Genomic DNA, 17,420 nt, shown 5'->3' with positions numbered 1-17,420 from the left:
TCTTGTCCTTGTTATGTGAACGAATTCAATTGAAGACCCAGAGCACGCGGGTGAGCTTGTCCGTCAGGTTGGCGTAACGGAAATGCGCGTGGGGTTGCAGCTGGAAGCTGTCGTTGGCCTGCAGGGTCACGGCGTCGCCGTCGTCCAGCCAGACCGTCAGTTCGCCTTCGAGGACGAAACAGCCCTGCTCCGAACGGTCACTCAGGTACTGCTCGCCACTGGTCGCACCTGGCTCAAGGCGGCTGTCGAGCATCGAGAAGGCGCCGGCGATGGTGGGTGAGGCCAGCACATCGGTGATGCCCGAGGCCAAGTACAAGGTGCGCCGCTCGTGGGGGCGCGTCACCCAGCTGATCTCGCGGGGCTTGCTCAGGTTGTAGAAGTACGCGGTCGAAACGCCGAGTGTTTCGCTGATGGCGGTAAGGTCAGCCACGGTGGGGCGCGAGACACCCCGCTCGACCTGGGAAAGAAAACCCACCGAACGGTCCACCCGCTCGGCCAGTTCGCCCAGCGTCAGGTTCTTGAACTTGCGCAGGTCGTGAATGAGGATCGCCAGGGCTTCGACCTCTTCGTGCAACGTCATCGCTCAGCACCGCCGTGAAATTATTGAACTTATTTTTCATGAAAAAATACATGAATATTTTCACGAGTCAAGCAGCGCGGACACACGAAAGCGAGCGCTGGATGAAATCCAGCGCTCGCCATCAGGGTGATCAGGGGGTGATATCAGGCGCGAAGGCTCGCGCCAGGCAGGAACAGCAACGCTAGAGGATGCCGGCTTCGCGCTCGATGATGCGGGTGATGATCGGGACCGGCGTCATCAAGTGCTCCAGCATCATCTTGCTGGCCTTGGCCGCATCGCGCCCGAGAATGGTGCTGACCAGTTCGGCGTGCTCTTCGCGCTTGAGCCGCAACGCTTCTTCGGACAGCACCGTGCGCTTGAGCCAGATCTGCCGGTAGCGCTCGGCCTGGTCCTGGAGAAACGCCCGCGCCTGCAAGAGGCTCCTGGAGCCGCAGCCACTGGCAATGGCGTTATGAAACGCCTTGTGCCGCGCATCCCAGATATCGACCATTTCCTGCGGGGTGTGCAGCTCGACCACCTTCGACAACGTGTGCGAGCAGGCGACGATGGACGCCTCCCAGGCTTCATCGCCCTTCTCCACCGCCAGCCCGACGATCAAGGCCTCAAGATGCGCCCGGGCTTTATAGACATCGACCATCTCGTCCAGCGACATGGTCGCCACCCGGTAGCCCTTCTGGTTGATGGCGCTGACCAGCCGCTCGCCCACCAGCCGCGCCAGCACCTCGCGCATCGGCCCCACGCCGACGGCATAGCGGTCTTTCAAGGCGCTCATCAACAGCTTTTCACCGGGGCGGTAGACGCCGCGGAGAATGTCGGTCTTCAAGCGCGAATAGGCGGCATCGGAGGCGGTTTCAGCGAGATCTGTCAGGTCCATCCAGGGGGTTCTCTTGCTAGGCGCGCCCATCATACCCAACTCCACCCGGCAACGCAGAACGTTAACAAACTCATTTAATTATTACGTTTCACTAAAATGTAGACATTTTAAGATTTCAGCGATATTTTGGCGCCATCACTTGACCAGTTGATCCCAGGAACCGCCATGAACGCCATCACCCATATCGATATGCCCGCACTTGAACAACCTGCCCTGCTGCAAGGTTTCACCCTGCAATCGACGCCGCAGTCCGACCGTCTGCTGGAGCTGCGTTTGAGCAAGGAAACGGTGGATGCCTTTGTCGCCGCCGTCGCGCAATGGCCGGTACAGGCGCTGGAGTACAAGTCGTTCCTGCGCTTCCAGGTGGGCAAGATCCTCGATGACATCTGCCAGGGCACCCTGCGCCCGGTCATCGTCAACACCTTGCTCGACCGCAGCACCGGGGGCCTGCTGGTGGTACCCGAGGGCCTGGACACCGTGGCCCAGGCTGAAGACATGGTGAAACTCTCCACCGCCGTGGCCCACCTGCTGGGCCGTTCGAACTTCGATGCCATGAGCGGCCAGTTCTATGCGCGCTTCGTGGTCGAGAACATCGACAACTCCGACAGCTACCTGCGCCAGCCGCACCGGGTGATGGAACTGCACAACGACGGCACCTTCGTGAATCAGATCACCGACTACGTGCTGATGATGAAGATCGACGAGCAGAACATGGAAGGCGGCAACTCGCTGCTGCAGCACCTGGACGACTGGGCTGACCTGGACACCTACTACAAGCACCCGCTGGCCCGCCGCGTGATGCGCTGGACCGCACCGCCAAGCAAGAACACCCGCGAGGACGTGTTCCACGCCGTGTTCGACACCGACTCGGTGGGCCGCCCGACCATGCGCTACATCGACCAGTTCGTGCAGCCGGACAACTTCGAGGAAGGCACCTGGCTGTTCCAGCTGGGCGAGTCGCTGGAGAACAGCGCGAGCAAGGTGTCGATCCCGGTCGCGGTCGGTTCGTTCCTGCTGATCAACAACCTGTTCTGGCTGCATGGCCGTGACCGTTTCGTCGCGCACCCTGGCCTGCGTCGCGAACTGATGCGCCAGCGTGGCTACATCAGCTTCCCGAAAATGCAACATCACCGCGGCCAGACCTCCAACTAATGTGCGCGATGGCCTCGGCGCTTGAGCGCCGCGGCCATCGGCAAGGAACAGAACCATGTACGATTTCGTGATCATCGGGGGCGGTATCGTCGGCATGTCGACGGCGATGCAACTGGCCGACCAGTACCCGCAGGCACGCATGCTGCTCCTGGAAAAGGAGAGCGGCCCGGCGCAGCACCAGACCGGCCATAACAGTGGCGTGATCCACGCCGGCGTCTACTACACGCCCGGCAGCCTGAAGGCGAAGTTCTGCCTGGAGGGTAACAAGGCCACCAAGCGCTTCTGCGATGAGCACGGCATTCCCTATGACGAATGCGGCAAGCTGCTGGTCGCCACCAACGACCTGGAGATGGAGCGCATGCGTGCCCTGTGGGAACGCACCGCAGCCAATGGCCTGGAGCGCCACTGGCTGTCGGCCGGCGAACTGCACGAACGCGAACCCAATATCGTTGGCCTGGGCGGCATTTTCGTGCCCTCCAGCGGCATCGTGAACTATGCCGCCGTGGCCGCGCAGATGAGCAAGGAATTTCAGAAGAAAGGCGGCACCGTGCAGTTCGGCACCGAGGTCACCGGCCTGGCCGAGCAGGCCGATTCGATTGTCGTCGAGACTGACCGTGGCACCTACACCACCCGCTACCTGGTGTCGTGCTCGGGCCTGATGGCTGATCGGGTGGTGCGCATGCTCGGTGTGCAGCCCAGCTTCACCATCTGCCCGTTCCGTGGCGAGTACTACCTGCTGCCACCGGAGCACAACCAGATCGTCAACCACCTGATCTACCCGATCCCGGACCCGTCCATGCCGTTCCTGGGCGTGCACCTGACCCGCATGATCGATGGCACCGTCACTGTCGGGCCGAATGCGGTACTGGCCATGAAGCGCGAGGGTTATCGCAAGTCGGATATTTCCTTGAGCGACCTGGGCAGCATGCTCGGGCACCGCGGCATCCGCAAAGTGCTGCGGGACAACCTGCGCCCGGGGCTGATCGAGATGAAGAACTCGCTGTTCAAGGGTGCCTACCTGAAGACCGTGCAGAAGTACTGCCCGAGCCTGAACAAGGCAGACCTCATGCCCTACCCGGCCGGCGTACGTGCCCAGGCGGTGTCGAACGAAGGCAAGCTGATCGACGACTTCCTGTTCGTCAACACGGCCCGCAGCGTGAACGTCTGCAATGCGCCCTCCCCGGCGGCGACCTCGGCCATTCCGATCGGGGCGTATATCGTGTCCAAGGTTCGGGAGCAGGTGGGCAGTGACCTGAAGACAACAACTGTGCAGGTGGCTTGAGCACGCGTGGGAGTCGGGCTCTGGGGGCCTGTGATGGTTGCTGACTGCAGGTCAGGCCTCTCGCCGGCAAGCCGGCTCCCACAGAGGGGGCGGCGGGCGACAGCTTCTGGGCATTGAGCAAGACAGTGGCTCGCCAAGATCGGCGAGCTCTGTCGGATTGCATCAACGGGTACTGTCCATCACCTCGTCCAGTGCGTGTGCGAGAGTGCTGACCGTGCGCTCGATATTACGCAGTTTTTCCAGTCCGAACAGCCCGATGCGGAAGGTCTGGAAGTCGGACGGAGTACTCGACCAGGCCCTCAGGATCGATGCTGGGATAGAGCTTTGACATGGTGTGACTCCTTCGGCAGAGATGTCCGTGTATCGGCGCCATCATGGCGCTCGATGAAGGTGTCCAGAATCTTAGGCCAGTTCACCGCTGCTCCCACAGGAAATTGTGCCGTCAGCACAGAGCCAGCATCAATTGCTCGACAACCTGGGCTTCAACCTCACCTTCACTTGCGCCTGCCTCGAAAACGGCGCAACAGGCCGAGGCCTCGGCATCGCAGGCACGGTAGACGGCAATCACACTGCCAGGCCCGCAGCCTGTGTGTCCGCACAGCACCCTCCCGCCGTCGATGGAACCCTTCATCACACCCAGGCCATAACCCGCTGTGACCCATGGGCGCCCGGCAATCGGGCCGCCCAATGCCCGTGCTGCCTGCATCTGCTGGAGCAAGGTGGTGGGGAGCAGGTTTGCGCTGAAGAGTCGATCCAGCAACAGCGCCGCCTGGGATACCGGGCCGATCAGCAAGCCGTGGTAGACCCAGCCGGGGTCATAGTTCGAAGGGGCGTGCAGGTCTTCACGCGTTTTGGCGAAGCGAACGTCAGAAAGGCCCAACGGGGCGAGGACACGCTGGCTCACGGCATCATCGAGCGTCAGGTCAGTCAGGCGTTCGATGAGCCTGCCAACGAGCAGGTAACCCACATTCGAATAGCGCCAACCGGTGCCAGGGCTGTAGCGAAGCCGATCGCCTTCCAGGCGTTGCATCATTTCATTGGCTGGCCAGGCAGGTTCACCGTTGGCCACGGCGGCGTGATACGCCGCAAGTTCGCCATAATCGGCGAACCCGGCCTCGTGCCGCAATAGCTGGCGCAACGTGAAAGACTGACCAGCAACCGGGTCGTCCAGTGCAACCAGGCCATCGCGCACCAACGTCAGCGCGGTGGCTGCCAGGACTGTCTTGGTGAAGCTCCACCAGGGTACGGTCAGCTCCGTACGATCAAGTGTTCGGGATTGACCCTTTACGATGAGGGAACTGGGCATCGGCGTCCTTGGCGAGTCGAGAAGATGACGATGCGCCACACGATATCGCATTCACTTTCTGTTCGCCGGGATGAACGGATTTCCCGTCGGCCAGACGGTCATGGCAGATCGCCTTGACGGGGCTATCGTTGCTTGTCTGGGCAACGACTACCGACCGAGGACGGAGCCATGAACACCAGCGATCTACTCGAACAGTTACTGCGGGCCGGCCAGGGCTCGCAAGCGCAACAAGGCGGCGGCATGTCATCGCAAGACGGCCTGGGCGGTCTGGGCGGCTTGCTCGGTGGTCTGCTCGGCGGCGGCAGTGCATCCAGTGGCGGCGGTGGTGGCGGTGGCCTGGGTGATCTGCTGGGCGGCCTGTTGGGTGGTGGCGGCGGTGGCGGCGGTGGCGGCAGCGCTGGGGGCTATACCCAAGGTCGTTCCGGCGGTGGCACCAATTACGCGGCCCTGGCGTCCTTGGGCATGATGGCGTTCCAGGCCTACCAGGCCTGGCAGCGCAGCCAGGCGGCAGCCCCGCAACAGGCGGTGCGCACGGTCGATCAATTGTCCGGCCCCGAGGCCGAGGATCACAGCCATGCCATCTTGCGCGCGCTGATTGCGGCAGCCAAGGCTGACGGTCGCATCGACCAGCAGGAAGAACAGCTGATCTACGCTGAAATCAAACGTCATACCGACGACCCGCAACTGCAGCAATGGCTGGATGAGGAAGTCGGCAAGCCACTGGATGCTGCCGAGGTGGCCCAGTCGGCCCAGGACCCGGCCATGGCCGCGGAGATGTACCTGGCCAGCGTGATGCTGGTGGATGACCAGCAGGACGCCGAGCGGGCTTACCTTGACGAACTGGCCAGCGCACTGCAAATCGACCCGACCTTGCAGACGCACCTGGAACAGCAGGCCAAGGGCGCCGCCTGAGCAACAGTCGCTGCACAGGCTCGAAGAGGAGGACGGCATCGCGAAGATCGAGCTGGGTTGATCGTTCGCGACCTGATCGGTCCACCGCCCTCCCCAGCCACTTTCTGTCTGAGCCCCTGCAACACACCCATTCGAGTGACTGATGACCCAATATCCCCCAAATGAGGGGATTTTCTGGGGGCGCGTTTCGCGCACCAGGGCAGCCTCGACTGATGCGCAGCCAGCTATCGAGCCTGGCATGGTGCATGCAAGTTTCATCATCGGTATTGCAGATTGTTCTTTCACAATCTCGAGGTGTGATGCGCATGCAGCAAACTCACGAGAGTAACCCGCCAACCTCGGCATTCGAGAAACCCGGTCGGGATGAACACGCCTCATGTGATCCCGAGCGGATCACCGGACAGCCGATGGCAATCAGTGAGGCGCAGGCGTCAAATGACGCCTTCATGCGCGGTGCGCCACCGAAGCTTGACGCTTTGCCACTCAAAGGCGCTGCCTCGCTTTGGGCGAAACTCAAGGCGAGCCGAAGACACTCGCTGCCGATCAAGGCCCGCATCATTTCAGTTGCCGCTTTGGTCGGACTTGTAGCCACCAGCGTGATTGTCAGTACCAGCACCGAGCAAAGTACTGCACTCACTGCCAAGTTCATCCAGGCCTTGGGCGCAGTGGATACCGCCAGCATGGGGCTGGTGGGGTACCAGACGAGCGACATGCTCGACTCGCGCGCAGACAGCCGCTTGCCCGAGGAAGACCAGGTCAATCGTCAAAAGTCTCGACGCCTGTTTTTCGAGAGCCTGAGCAACATTGCCCGTCAGTCGGATACGCTGTTGATCAATGTCTATGCACCCGACAAAGTCATTGTCTGGTCCAGCAATCCAAAGCTGATCGGCCATCAAATCGAGGACAACGACGAACTCGAGAGCACGGAATCCGGTAAGGATGGTGTCGTTGCAAGCTACCACCAGGTCAATGGAAGTCGTGAGGAGCAGCAGTTCACTCGAAAGCCAAGCAACATGTTCATCGAGAACTACATCCCGCTCGTGAACAAAGCGGGGCAAGTACCGGCGGTCGTGGAATTCTATACAGAACCCCCAGGGTGGCTGATCAGCACACGATCGGGTTACCTGGCGATGTGGCTCGCCTGCTCGATGGGCACAGCGTTGATCTATCTGGGCCTGCTCTCTTTCACGGGTCGGCTTGGCAATGTCTTTCCTTCGCGGACGCAAAAGAACATCGACCACGAAATGGCCACCTTGCTCAACGAAGTGACCAGCGTCGTGGCCCACAACTTGCGCAACCCCCTCGCCGCGGTCCGCTCCAGTGCCGAGTTGGCCCTGGAGGTCGGCAGTGAAGCTGCCTGCAAGAACATGGGGGACATCATCAGCCAGGTCGATCGCATGTCCGACTGGATCAAGGAGCTGCATGTTGCGTCCACCTCGATCAAAGGTGAAATCGGCAAGGTCGATCCGGTCGAGGCAGTACTTGAGACCTTGCGCAATTTTGAACTGCCCTTGAACAGCGCCAATGTGCATGTGGAGTTCTCAGCCACCAGCACGCTGCCGGTGACGGGCCATCACCAGTTGCTCGTGCAGATGCTGGACAGCCTGGTCTCCAATGCGATGGATGCCATGCCGGACGGGGGAACGTTGTACATAAAGATCGATCAGCATTCGTCCAAGCGGTTGAGCATCATCTTTCATGACACCGGCAAGGGTTTGACCGCTGCCCAGCAGAAAGCGCTGTTCCGACCACGTTGTGCGATCAGGCAGGGCGGGTTTGGCATCGGGTTGATGCTGGTGAAACTGATCATGCAGCGCTTTGGCGGAAACGCCAGCCTGTCCACCAGCAAGAACAAGGGTACAACCGTCAATCTGTGCTTCCGAATGGCGGACAGTTCCTGATTGGCCCACCCCTCTGACTCGAGCACTGGATATCGCTTGGATGAATGACTGTGTCCTGGCCTGCGGGACGCTCGAAAATCAGCTGTACTTACAGTCCGAGATCGAGCGCCTGGAGATCAGATGATGAGAACGCACAGGACATTAGGTTGGCTGGCCATGATTTTTCTCCTGGTGGCGAACGGAGCATCCTGGGCGGCCACCGACAGAGCCGAGAAGCGTCGTGCCGCACGCGATGTCAGGCAGGAAACGCGCCAGGATGCGCGTGAGACCAAACAGGATTGTCGAGCGGCCGATGCCCAGAGCAATGCCCGTTGCCGACAGGACAAGCGTAATACCAAGCAGGAAGGACGTCAGAAAGCCAGGGATATCAAGTACTGAAAGTGAGCACCCATCCAAGGGTTTCAGGGCCAGCCTCATCGCCGGCAAGCCGGCTCCCACAGGGATGTCGCCCGCCTTCAGTTCTGGGCTGTACCTCGGGAGCGGGACTTGCCGGTTTCCGCAGCAATAGAACCAGCCACCCTGAATCTCTGGGACTGAACACCTATTGCTGCCCGTGGCGTGTAGTGCACCGGCGGCACCGGGTCGGAGACCCCATTCAATTACCCGGTGACTCAAAAAAATCGAGCTAAAATTGATGTCAGTATTTCATTGATCTTGTGATTTCAAGAGGAAGGAATCATGGGTAACGAGAATGGAAATGATGCAGATATTGACCCAGAAAGATTAAAAAAGCTGACAGGAACAAAGCCCGCGAACAGCGTCAGAAATTACGTGCTGGCGACAGCCGCGGTAATCGCCTTTATTGCGACACTGACTGGTAACATTGAGAAAATTACAGACAGTGCGTCTCGCCTCATACCATCTTTAGCTACATATCCACGCCTTCTCGTTGATGAGCGTAAAGACGGATTCGTATCCGCCTTGAATGGCTATGAGCCAGCACTCGTGAATAAAGACGTTATCTACATCGCGGGAGCGAAAATCACCCTCCCACTACGCCATGATAGAAAATCCTCACAAACCATCGTGATAGATAAAATAAAACTTCTTATAACCCATTTCTCACCGGGCAAGAACAAAGAGCTAAGCTATAAGGCTGATACTGATAAAATCAGAGGTGCCGGACCGGCAACGCCTGATGTATTCAGGGTCGTTGTCAGCGATGGAAAAATACTCAAAGCATCTTGGGTACTCCAGAACGGAGCGATTGCTCAACAGAAGAGTCCGTCCAGCGACATATTGGATGTGGACCCGCCCGTGTACTTCAAGCTAATGGATAATAGTAATGAAGACACATTACTGCTCGTAGGGTATGTCATCCCTGTAGATACAGGACTCTATTCTTTTGAAGTGGCAATAAAATATTCTACGGGCGGGAGCTCTGAAAACGAAGAAAAGCTAGGGCCTTTTTATGTATACAACGAATAAATTCCTCTTAGGCGTCTGGCTCACGATATCGACATTGCTATTACCCACCCCAGGATGGCCAGAAGAGACGCCTTATCAGAGCATGCTAAAGGCAGGCACTTTAATTGAAAACGAGAAGTACCAAGAGGCGGAGGCGATCCTGCGAAAGCTGCAAAAGCTGGAATACAACGCCGCCAGTTTGTATTTGGGAATGCTAATACTTGATGGCAAGGTAAAAGGAGAAGCCAAGGACGGGCTCAACTTAATTGAGCAGGCTGCAGCAAAGGGAAGTACAGATGCAAATGTGGTACTTGCAAAAAATTATGTACGCCAGCATTACGACCCAGAAAAAGCCATTAAATATTTAAGATTCGCCTCGCAATTAGGTGATCGAGAATCTGCGTTTGTACTGGCGACCATCTTGTGGAAGTCGTCACAAGAAGAAAGTGATCACACCGAGGCAGTTTACTGGGCCAGGATCGGATTCTCGGAAGCAGATGAGAGGTACACAGCCTTGATGGTTGAAATGTCAGAATCACCCAATTTTTCAAATTATTTCGAGAAGGCAGGAAAGTTATTAACTATCGAGCAAGCTTCACCGCTAGTGAAGGAAGGGAATTTATTGGTTCCCAGTCGTTCGTGGCACGCCAGGTGGTTGCTGGAAACTTCCTTACAGACTGCCTTAGGATTACAGGACCCAGACGATAAATTATATTCTGAGAAGGACGAGCAAGCAGCAACACAACACGATGAAGAAGAGGATGTGATCGAGGGCGAGGTAGAGGGTGCGGTAGGGGCCGGAGACGCATTAAAAGACCTCAACAAGTCATTAAATTATGTGAGCACCTATTTAATCTCACCCAAAAACAAAGCGTCCGAACAATCAAGTGCAGAACTTGACCAAGAGTCGATTTGGAATATGCTGAGTGCGAGCGACATAGTACTATTATCAGACAAGATAACCCATCATTACACCCATGTATGGAAAGTGGATCGAACTGGAGATCTTGTGTATTTTATTGACAGACGCCCGGATATTTTTTTCCTGAACAAAGGCCAGAATATTTTAGGCATTGAAGCCAAATCACAAACTCTTGAGACAGGAAAGGTGTTGAAATACATATCAAAAGATGAATTTCTTTCGGTATGCCAAGGCGTTTTCACGTTTCGAATATTAGACGAAAACGATCCCTCTCAGGAAGAAGAAAGAAAACTCATAACGCATTGAGTTTGACGAATACAGACAAACAACCCAGGCGTCATAAATCGCCTTTTCAAGGGTTCTACTTGGACGCTCTGTCAGTCGAGTGCCGAAGGACGCAGGCAACCGACAGCCATCCCAACCCGGCTGTCGAGCAAGGCTGGCTGTTCCAGTTGCCCTAGCATGTCCTCCAATACCGAGCAAATCACACTGCGCAACCCCTGCCCCAGCAAGGAAGCCATGGCGCGGGGGGAGATACGGCGCGATCCGGCCGTGCTTGATCAGGTGACACATGAGGGCGTCCGTGGTCATTGCTGGATCACCCTGACAGTGTTGTTGCCTGGTTGGCCCATCACTCGAGCCCAGGCGCCCCGATGCTCACCCCGGCAACGGCATCGACAACGTCGCCGACAACCCACCACCGGACCGATTACCCAGGCGCACCTGCCCGCCCATCCGGCCCATGATCGCTGCCACGATGGCAAGCCCGAGCCCTGCCCCGTTGGGGTTGTTGCGGCTGTAGAAGCGCTCGAACACACGGCTGAGGGTAGCGTCCTCGATGCCCGGCCCTTCGTCCTCAACCACCAGTTCGAAGCGCTTGTCCAGGCGCTTGAGCGAGACGGTTATGCGCCCACCACTGGGTGAATGCTCCACTGCATTGGAAATCAGGTTCTGCAGCGCAATGGCCAGCGCACCGGCATCGACCGTCAGGTGATGATCGCCCTCGCCGATCTCCAGCGACGGCTCCAGGCCGTGATCGAGTATCCACGGGGTCAGCTCGGCCAGCGTCTCGGTCACCACCTCGGCTCCGCCAACCTGGCCAAATCGCGGCTGTACCCGCGCCAGGGTCAGCAGCTGATTGACCACGCGAGTGAGTCGATCGACGCCCCCGATCAGGTAGCCCAGGGCCTTCTGCCTTTCGGCGTCGTGAATGGCCGCCTGGGCATTCTGTGCATGCAGGCGCAGGATGGCCAGCAGGGTGCGCATCTCATGGGCGGCATCGGCAATGAAACGGTGCTCGCGGTGCAGCAGGTCCTCGATCTGCGCCAGCAGGCGGTTGATGGCTGCCTGCATGGGTTCGAGCTCCGCCGGCAAGGGCACCAGCTGCAGGGGTTCCAGGGAGTCGGCGTGCCGCCCGCGGATCACGTCGGCCATGTTCTGCAACGGGCGCAGCCCCCAGCCGATAGCGGCCCAGACCAGCAATGCCAAGGCCAGGCTACCGATCAGGAACGGGAACAAAGTATGCCGCACGATCCGGTCGATCAGGTCGAAGCGCACATCATCACGCTCACCGACCCAGATCACCCAGTGCTTGTCGGGCACGGGCAGGACGAAGCCACGCCACTGTTTGTCGCCGTTGGCAAAATCGTGAAACCCGGGCGCGGTGGGCGGCGGGTCGATGACCGGTGCACTGGGTGTGTGCACCAGCACCTCCCCCCCCTGCCCCCACACCTGGAAAGCCAGCTTGCTTTCATAGGGGGGCCCGACCCGGTGGCGCCCCGCCTGGCCCAGCGCAGCCCGGACAACGCGTCAATCAATGCCCTGGACAAGGATGGCTACGCGGAAACAGGGCTCAAACGGTGAATGGGGACTGTTCAACCAGCGCCGACAACGCTCGACGTATTCGTACCCTGACAGCCATTGCGGTGTGCACAGTCGAACTCAGCCTCGGCGCGCGTGGAGTAGTTCAGGCTCAACCGCACCTTGTCCTGCGTGTCGTACAGGTCGTAGCCCTCCCCCAGGGCGCTGGGGAAACCGGCACGACGAGGAAAAATCTCTTTCTGGAGAGGTACGGCGGGTACCACCACGAAACGCGTCTGCATGATCATCCCTCTTCCGGCAGTCAATTAGTATTAGTCTGACTAACTGAAAGACTCAAGGCGACTCATGAAAGTTTTGCCTGCACGGCCGCTTGGTTGCGATATTCGTGGTCCAGGTCGTGATGGCTTCATGAAAACGACCTGCATTTAGGCGTGACCGCCATCTCCCTGTCACTTGGTCAGGCACTGGTTTTTTTCCTTGCTCCGGCCTGAAAGTGGATGCTAATTTTTTTTCATTGAGCGACCAATGAAAAAAGGAACAGCGCCATGCCAAAGGTAGGAATGCAGGAAATCCGCAAGAAGCAGCTGGTCGAGGCCACGCTGAGCCTGATCGGCGAGCAGGGCCTGGCGGGCACCAGCATGGCTCAGGTCAGCGCACGCTCCGGGATGTCCAATGGCATCGTGCACCACTACTTTTCCGACAAGAACGCGCTGCTCGAGGCCACGCTGCGCGAACTGAACAAGCGCATCAACGCCGAGATCTTCAACCACCTGCGAGCCTCCCAGACGCCCGACGAGCGCGTCCAGGCCTTCGTGCTCGGCAACGTCAGCGCGCTGAACCTCACCCGCGAAAACGTCTCGGCCTGGCTGGCCTTCTGGGCGCAGGTCCCGCAGCACGCACAATTCCAGCGGATTCAGAACATCGTGGCGCGGCGCAGCCACTCGCTGTTGTTCCATGCCCTGGCAAAAACCATGGACGAGCCCACTGCTCGCTCGAAGGCCCGCATGATTGCGGTGTTCATCGACGGCATCTGGCTGCGGGCAGCGGTAGACCCGACGGAGGAAACCATCCGCGAATCACGACAACTGGCTTATGAATTCCTCAACAACCTGCTTGGCTACAACCTGAAGGTGCAGTGATGACGCGTGATGAATACAAGAACAATGATGCAGTCAGCCTGAAAACGTTGATCGACACAGGCCAGGTCACATCCCTGGACCTGGTGGAGCTGGCCATTGCCGAAATCGAAGCGCAGGATGCGCAGCTCGGGGCGTTGGTCTCGGTCGATGTCGAGGGGGCGCGACAGGCTGCGGTGCAGCCCAAAGGCGGTGCGTTGGCGGGGCTGCCGGTGTTGATCAAGGACACCAATATCGACGTGCGCGGATTCCCTACCCGCCATGGTTCGCGCCTGTACAAGGACGTACCTGCAGCGACGCGCGACAGTGAGTTCGTCCGACGCCTGCGTGAAGCCGGCGCCGTCGTGCTGGGAAAAACCAAGACGCCCGAGTTCGCCGGCGACTTCGTGACCGAGCCTGAATATTTCGGCCCGTGCCGAAATCCGCGAAACCCTCGGTACGCATCAGGTGGGTCCAGTGGTGGCTCTGCCTGCGCGGTGGCTGCCGGCATGGTGCCCATTGCCCATGGCACCGATTGCGGTGGATCGATCCGGGTACCGGCGGCGGTCTGCGGCGTGGTGGGATTGAAACCCACACGGGGGCGCAACCCGGTAGGCCCGCATGTCGGGGAGTTCGTCGGCGGGTTGGACTGCGAGCACGTGCTCACCCGAACGGTTCGCGACACGGCCCTGATGCTCGACGTACTGGCAGGCTTCGAGGCCGGCTCCCCTTACGCAGCGCCGCCTGGTCCGGCCTCATGGCTGGAAAGCCTGAAGAGCAGATCCGCGCCACTGAAAATCGCCTTCAGTTGCGCCCGGCCCGACGGCACCGACATCGATGACGCCATCGCCAGGGCTGTACTTGGCGTGGTCGATCTGCTCGGTTCGGACGGGCATCGACTGCAAGACTTCACCTGGCCCGACATCACCGGCGCCGGCGACGCTGCAGCCGTGTTCTGGCAATTGGAGATCGAGGCGTTGATGAGCCAACGGGCGCTGGATCTTGGGCGGCCATTGCACAAGACCGATGTCGAGTGGGTCACCTACGCCATGTACGAGGCCTCGAAGGCGCGTTCGGCACTGGATGTCTACAACGCCAGGCAGGTGCAGAACCGCGTCTCCCGCACCATGGCGGCATTGTTCAATGACATCGACGTGCTCATCACCCCGACCGTTGCCCTCCCCCCGCCACTCATTGGCGGCTTCACGGCGGCGAAAGCGCAGGAGCTGCAGGTCTGGTACGACAATGCCTATGCCTTCTCGCCCTTCACGGAGGTCTTCAACCTCACCGGGCAACCCGCGATCAGCGTGCCCATCGGCATCATGCAAGACGGGCTTCCCATCGGCTTGCAACTGGTCGGCAGGTTCGGCGATGAGGAAACCATTCTGAGACTGGCAAGCGAAATAGAAAGCAGTTTCACCCTGAAACGTTGAACCCATAAAAAGCGCTGCAAAGAGGCAACCCGGTTGTCTCTTTGACGGATCGCTGCGCCTGGATTTTGTGAAATCCATTCAATTGCTTTTCTGCCTGACACATGTACTAAACAATAACTACAGGTACTGTAATCATGCTTGATAAAGAAAATGCCTCACCGGCTGGACGCTTCAACTTCGAAGTACGCTCCATCGATCATGTTCCCCTGTCCGAGCGTCACGGCAAGGCGTGGCACCTGTGGCCGATCTGGTTCTGCGGCGGTGCGCAACTGACGACGCTCGCCGTAGGGATCATCGGCATCGGCATGGGCGCGAACCTGATCTGGTCCGCTATCGCCATCATACTGGGGTGCGCGTTCGGCACCCTGTTCATGGCCGGGCATTCCACCCAGGGCCCGCAGATGGGCTTGCCGCAGCTGATACAGTCGCGACCGCAGTTCGGTTACATAGGGGCCTTGCTGGTGTATCTGGTGGCGATTGTCACCTACATTGGCTACAACGCATTCAATCAGTTGCTGGTCGGCCAGACCTTGCATGAACTCATTGGCGTTTCGCAAACGGGTTCGGCCATGGCGTTCTCGCTGCTGGCGATATTCATGGCCATCGTGGGCTACAACTCTTTCCATAAAGTGCAGCGCGGGCTTGCCTTCGTGATGGTGGCAATGATGCTGGTGCTGACCGTTGGCCTGGTCGCCTTCATGGAGTTGCCCGCACGCCAGCTCGCATTGAATGATTTCAACCTGAATGCGTTTCTCGTGCAGTTCTTCGTTGCAGCCGCCTACCAGCTCAGTTGGGCGATCTATGTGTCCGACTATTCACGGTATCTGCCGGCCGATGTCAGTGTGCGTGCTTCGTTCTGGTGGACCTATCTGGGCGCCATGATCGGCGGCGTATGGATGATGCTGATCGGCGCGGCGGCCGCCGCCCTGAGCCCCGGGCAAAACCTGGCAGCCGGCCTGATCATGGTGGGCGACATGGTGTTCGCAGGCTTTGGCAAAACGCTGGTGGTGGTCTCGGTGCTCATTCTGATTACCAGTGCCGCGCAGAACTTCTACGGGGCCTCCATCACCCTGCTCAGCATCATCGACACGCTGAAGACGCAAACCTCGACACTGTTCAAACGCATCATGGCCATGCTGGTGGTAGGCAGTGCGGCCATGCTGCTGGCCTTGCTGGCGAATGACAACTTCGTGAAAGAGTTCGGTGATTTCCTGGCGGTACTGCTGTATCTGTTCACGCCATGGACTGCGATCAACCTCGTGGACTTCTACGCGGTCCGACACGGCAAATACTCGATCCCGGAAATCTTCAACCCCAACGGCATCTACGGACGCTGGAACTGGAGGGGTATCGGCGCCTACCTGGTGGGCTTCGTGGCCATGCTGCCCTTCTCCAACACAGGGCTGTACACCGGCTATGTGGCCGAGCTGCTAGGAGGTGCGGACATCAGCATGCCCATAGGTCTCGCGGTTTCGGCGTTGGTGTACCTGTGGCTCTGTCGCTCACAGGACATGGCGTTGGAGCCTGGCCGGCTCACAGTGGACTTCGAGCTGGACAACGGCTCTGCCCACTGAACCTCAGCGGGCCGGCGTGATCGATGAGTGGCCTGAATCCAGCAACACCTGTTCGACCACGGCGCGCAATGCCCCACGCACGTCGACCCCTTGCCCACGGGCCTGGCTGAAACAGGCAAGCTGGCGCTCGGCACTGGTGCCTTCCTGCAAGACTTGCGCGGCCTGCATGAACGAGCGCTCGGCATCGACGGTGTCGGGCGGCAGCAGCGCCTGTAGCTGCGCCAGCCAACCTGAGGCATCCACCGGTTGCTCGTCGTGCACGCCAAGGAAGGTGCCCTGTCGCCCATGGCGGCACGCGCGCCAGTAGTTTTCCTGGGTGACCCAGCGCAGTTCTCGGCTCATCGGGCGCAGTTCGTCGCGGGCGTACAGCGTCTGCTCGACCAGGTGGCGGAACAGCCCGGCAATGGCCAGCCCGTCCTCCAGCCGCGGGCAGGCATCGCAGATGCGCAGCTCCACGGTCGGCAAGCGCCGTGACGGGCGCACGGCCCACCAGAAGTCACCATCCATGGCCAGCGCGCCGGTGCGCTGCAGCAGTGCACGATAGCGCTGGTAGGCATTCCAGTCCGGTAGCGGCTCGGGCAGCCCCATGTGCGGCCACTCGCCACAGACCACCCGGCGATAGCTGCGGTAGCCCGTGGCGTGGCCGCACCACAGTGGCGAGGAGGTGCTGAGCACCAGCAACAACGGCAGCCAGTACAGCAGGCGATTGATCAGCTGCATGCGGTCGCAACCGGCGGGCACGCCAACGTGCACGTGCAAACCCGACAGCAGGCTGCGCTGGGCCACAGCCTGGTAGTCGTCGAACAACTGGCGGTAATGGGCCGAGCTTCGCGCTTGCTGACGTCGCCACTGCGCACTGGGGTGGCTGGCGGCGCAATACAGGGCCAGCCCTTCCTCGGCCAATGCCTGGTCGAGCCGCTGCCGGTGTTCGGCAAAGAAGCCACGCGCCTGGTGAAGGTTGTCGAACACCGGTGAAACCAGCTCGATCTGGCTGCAGAACATCTCTTCGGCAAAATGCTCGCCCAGTACCTTGCGGCAACTTCGTGCCGCCGCTTGCGAGGGCCTGGCCTGGACCTGGCCGCTGGCACGGTCCACCAGCAGGTATTCTTCCTCGATGCCGAACGTGCAGGCCGTGGTCACG

The 17,420-nt window shown here is 59.5% G+C and carries 15 protein-coding genes and 1 pseudogene; 10 read left to right on the top strand and 6 right to left on the bottom strand.

Annotated features, from left to right (window positions below):
* Window positions 1–25: 25 nt before the first annotated feature.
* Both PPL01S_RS09135 and csiR read right to left on the bottom strand, forming a co-directional pair.
* Window positions 26–580 carry a helix-turn-helix domain-containing protein gene (locus tag PPL01S_RS09135; RefSeq protein ID WP_028624886.1) on the bottom strand — a complete coding sequence of 185 codons (555 nt, stop codon included), beginning with the start codon at window positions 578–580 and terminating at the stop codon, window positions 26–28.
* 181 nt (window positions 581–761) lie between these two features.
* On the bottom strand, window positions 762–1,454 hold the full coding sequence (gene csiR, locus PPL01S_RS09130) for a DNA-binding transcriptional regulator CsiR (protein ID WP_016395027.1): 693 nt from the start codon (window positions 1,452–1,454) through the stop codon (window positions 762–764).
* Between the two features lie 165 nt (window positions 1,455–1,619).
* Here csiR and glaH point away from each other — a divergent pair, with 165 nt between their 5' ends.
* Both glaH and lhgD read left to right on the top strand, forming a co-directional pair.
* Window positions 1,620–2,606 carry a glutarate dioxygenase GlaH gene (gene glaH / locus PPL01S_RS09125; protein WP_016395028.1) on the top strand — a complete coding sequence of 329 codons (987 nt, stop codon included), beginning with the start codon at window positions 1,620–1,622 and terminating at the stop codon, window positions 2,604–2,606.
* Window positions 2,607–2,661: 55 nt separating this feature from the next.
* A complete protein-coding gene (gene lhgD, locus PPL01S_RS09120) occupies window positions 2,662–3,888 on the top strand; it encodes an L-2-hydroxyglutarate dehydrogenase (RefSeq protein WP_028624888.1) in 1,227 nt (408 codons plus the stop codon).
* Window positions 3,889–4,330: 442 nt separating this feature from the next.
* Here lhgD and PPL01S_RS09115 read toward each other — a convergent pair whose 3' ends face one another.
* On the bottom strand, window positions 4,331–5,194 hold the full coding sequence (locus PPL01S_RS09115; RefSeq protein WP_016395030.1) for a serine hydrolase domain-containing protein: 864 nt from the start codon (window positions 5,192–5,194) through the stop codon (window positions 4,331–4,333).
* Between the two features lie 168 nt (window positions 5,195–5,362).
* Here PPL01S_RS09115 and PPL01S_RS09110 point away from each other — a divergent pair, with 168 nt between their 5' ends.
* From PPL01S_RS09110 to PPL01S_RS09090, 5 genes are all read left to right on the top strand, one after another.
* Window positions 5,363–6,106, top strand: coding sequence for a tellurite resistance TerB family protein (locus tag PPL01S_RS09110; RefSeq protein ID WP_016395031.1), 744 nt, complete (start codon window positions 5,363–5,365; stop codon window positions 6,104–6,106).
* 245 nt (window positions 6,107–6,351) lie between these two features.
* Window positions 6,352–8,007 carry a sensor histidine kinase gene (locus PPL01S_RS09105; RefSeq protein WP_248694053.1) on the top strand — a complete coding sequence of 552 codons (1,656 nt, stop codon included), beginning with the start codon at window positions 6,352–6,354 and terminating at the stop codon, window positions 8,005–8,007.
* 156 nt (window positions 8,008–8,163) lie between these two features.
* The gene (locus PPL01S_RS09100) at window positions 8,164–8,385 is read left to right on the top strand and encodes a hypothetical protein (RefSeq protein WP_244212781.1); all 222 of its coding nucleotides are present in this window, start codon (window positions 8,164–8,166) and stop codon (window positions 8,383–8,385) included.
* Between the two features lie 300 nt (window positions 8,386–8,685).
* Entirely contained in the window at window positions 8,686–9,435 is a 750-nt protein-coding gene (locus tag PPL01S_RS09095) for a hypothetical protein (protein ID WP_042155753.1), read from the top strand.
* Window positions 9,419–10,642, top strand: a complete 1,224-nt coding sequence (locus PPL01S_RS09090) for a tetratricopeptide repeat protein (RefSeq protein ID WP_144062906.1) — start codon at window positions 9,419–9,421, stop codon at window positions 10,640–10,642. The genes PPL01S_RS09095 and PPL01S_RS09090 overlap by 17 nt, the downstream gene beginning before the upstream one ends.
* Window positions 10,643–10,993: 351 nt before the next feature.
* Here PPL01S_RS09090 and PPL01S_RS09085 read toward each other — a convergent pair.
* Together PPL01S_RS09085 and PPL01S_RS09080 are read right to left on the bottom strand one after the other, a co-directional pair.
* Window positions 10,994–12,130: pseudogene (locus PPL01S_RS09085) on the bottom strand (ATP-binding protein); the annotation flags it as partial.
* A gap of 80 nt (window positions 12,131–12,210) precedes the next feature.
* Complete coding sequence (locus PPL01S_RS09080; RefSeq protein ID WP_028624890.1) at window positions 12,211–12,444, bottom strand: hypothetical protein; 234 nt, start codon at window positions 12,442–12,444, stop codon at window positions 12,211–12,213.
* Window positions 12,445–12,702: 258 nt separating this feature from the next.
* Between PPL01S_RS09080 and betI the strand changes: the two genes are divergently transcribed.
* From betI to PPL01S_RS09065, 3 genes are all read left to right on the top strand, one after another.
* Window positions 12,703–13,296, top strand: a complete 594-nt coding sequence (betI, locus tag PPL01S_RS09075) for a transcriptional regulator BetI (protein WP_028624891.1) — start codon at window positions 12,703–12,705, stop codon at window positions 13,294–13,296.
* Window positions 13,296–14,705 carry an amidase gene (locus tag PPL01S_RS09070; protein WP_028624892.1) on the top strand — a complete coding sequence of 470 codons (1,410 nt, stop codon included), beginning with the start codon at window positions 13,296–13,298 and terminating at the stop codon, window positions 14,703–14,705. Before betI ends, PPL01S_RS09070 begins: the two co-directional genes overlap by 1 nt.
* A gap of 134 nt (window positions 14,706–14,839) precedes the next feature.
* A complete protein-coding gene (locus tag PPL01S_RS09065; protein ID WP_028624893.1) occupies window positions 14,840–16,279 on the top strand; it encodes a purine-cytosine permease family protein in 1,440 nt (479 codons plus the stop codon).
* A gap of 3 nt (window positions 16,280–16,282) precedes the next feature.
* Here PPL01S_RS09065 and PPL01S_RS09060 read toward each other — a convergent pair whose 3' ends face one another.
* Window positions 16,283–17,419, bottom strand: coding sequence for a carboxylate-amine ligase (locus PPL01S_RS09060; RefSeq protein WP_156042651.1), 1,137 nt, complete (start codon window positions 17,417–17,419; stop codon window positions 16,283–16,285).
* Window position 17,420 lies beyond the last annotated feature (1 nt).

Origin of the sequence: Pseudomonas plecoglossicida NBRC 103162 = DSM 15088 (assembly GCF_000730665.1) — a bacterium.
Lineage (GTDB): Bacteria > Pseudomonadota > Gammaproteobacteria > Pseudomonadales > Pseudomonadaceae > Aquipseudomonas > Aquipseudomonas plecoglossicida.
Note: the sequence above shows the minus strand (reverse complement) of the source record. Positions and strands in the feature narration are given on the sequence as shown.